General features: G+C 43.0%; 2 protein-coding genes. Both read left to right on the forward strand.

Annotation, left to right across the window (positions count from 1 at the left end; all coding sequences use genetic code 11):
• The first annotated feature begins 359 nt into the window (after positions 1 to 359).
• Complete coding sequence (locus F6K49_RS47480; RefSeq protein WP_293109502.1) at positions 360 to 1,160, forward strand: calcium-binding protein; 801 nt, start codon at positions 360 to 362, stop codon at positions 1,158 to 1,160.
• A gap of 102 nt (positions 1,161 to 1,262) precedes the next feature.
• On the forward strand, positions 1,263 to 1,592 hold a 330-nt coding region (locus F6K49_RS47485), incomplete at its 3' end, for a hypothetical protein (protein WP_293109504.1).

Consider the following 1,592-nt stretch of genomic DNA (forward strand, 5'->3'; position numbering starts at 1 on the left):
TGTCGTGGATGCGTATCCGCAGAGCGCCGCCGCGATCGGCTACGGCTACCAGTGGTGGGTGCCCGAGTACCGTGACGGGGTGCCGCTGCAGTTCGAGGGCAACGGCTACGGCGGTATTTAATCAAGCTCTATGGGTTTTCACCTAAAATTTTTTTCAGTAGCAGAAAAAGTTTGCTGTTTACTACTACTGGACTAAAAAAGTGATCAATGTCTAATGCTGGCGCTGTCATTATTGTCATGGGAATTAGTAATGGTAATTATTAGCGGCTAAAGGCTTTGCGCTTCTACAACGCCAGCTTGGGCGATGACTTTTAACATTCTCGAAACTGTTTCGCGTGATTTTGATAATGAGAACAATTTTGGGCACACCGGGCGACGACATGATTTCAGCTAGCGGTGGAAAAACTACTATTTTCCCTAGCACTGGCAAGGATGATCTTACCGTTTTCCAAGGGGGGAATAATACCATCTTCGCCAATGAAGGCAATCAGGGTGATCGGGTTAGCGTAGGTATGGGCAGCAATAATACTGTCTACACAGGCGTTGGCGATGATGTGATTACAGTCTTTGAAAGTAATGAGAATTTAATCTTTGCAGGGGAGGGGGATAACCAGATCAGCCTGGTTAAAAGTGACAACAATCAGATTTTTGTTGGTGCTGGGGATGACACAATTTCTACGGAAAGGGGGGATAATGAAATCTTTGCTGGTGATGGGGATGACTTTATCACTACTCTTTTTGGTGACAATATCATCTACATGGGCGCTGGCGATGACAGAATTACCACTAAATTTGGTGATAATGTTATCTTCGCAGGAGCTGGAGATAACCTGATCGATGCTCAATCCGGTAACAATAAAATCTACGCTGGCACTGGTAATGACCAAATTACGACTGGCTTGGGTGATGATTTAATTTTTGCCGGAGTTGGCAATAATTTTATTAGTGCTGGCATTGGGAATGATACTGTTTTCCTTGGCAGTGGTATTGACGAGTTTTTGCTGTTAGAGGGTGAGGGAGCAGTTACTATTCATGGCTTCCAATCAGGTCAAGATGTCTTCCAAAATAATGAACTCAGTTTTACTGTTTCTGGAAATAGTACCTTAGTATTTGCCGAAAGTGGGGATATTTTGGCAACTTTAATTGATGTACAACTATAGCAATCTTAAGGTCAGGATTTAGCTATAAGTACTCAGCAGTCAGTAGAACTTTTTAGGACAACTTGGCGTCTTTGATAGCAAATAGCGATAAAATTAACAACCATGTACATTCGTAAAACTGTCTTCGCCATTGCCCTATTGATTAGCCCGTTATTGATTACTGCTTGCGGCTATAATGAGACAAAAGAGTTAGTAGAAGAACCACAGTTACTGTCAAAACCTCTTACCATCCGGGCAATACTAGATAAAGACCAACCAATTACTGCTGGGGAAACTGTCCAATTCGCTTTTAAAGCTGTTAGCGAGCCTGTCAAGATCTTAGACCCGATTCCCTTGACAATGACTCTCTATCTACCAGATGGTAGCCAACAACAGTTCATGGCCAATTTGCAAAGTCCAGTTTTCTATTACCCTTGTGATCCTATACCAGGG

It is taken from the genome of Moorena sp. SIO3I6, assembly GCF_010672095.1.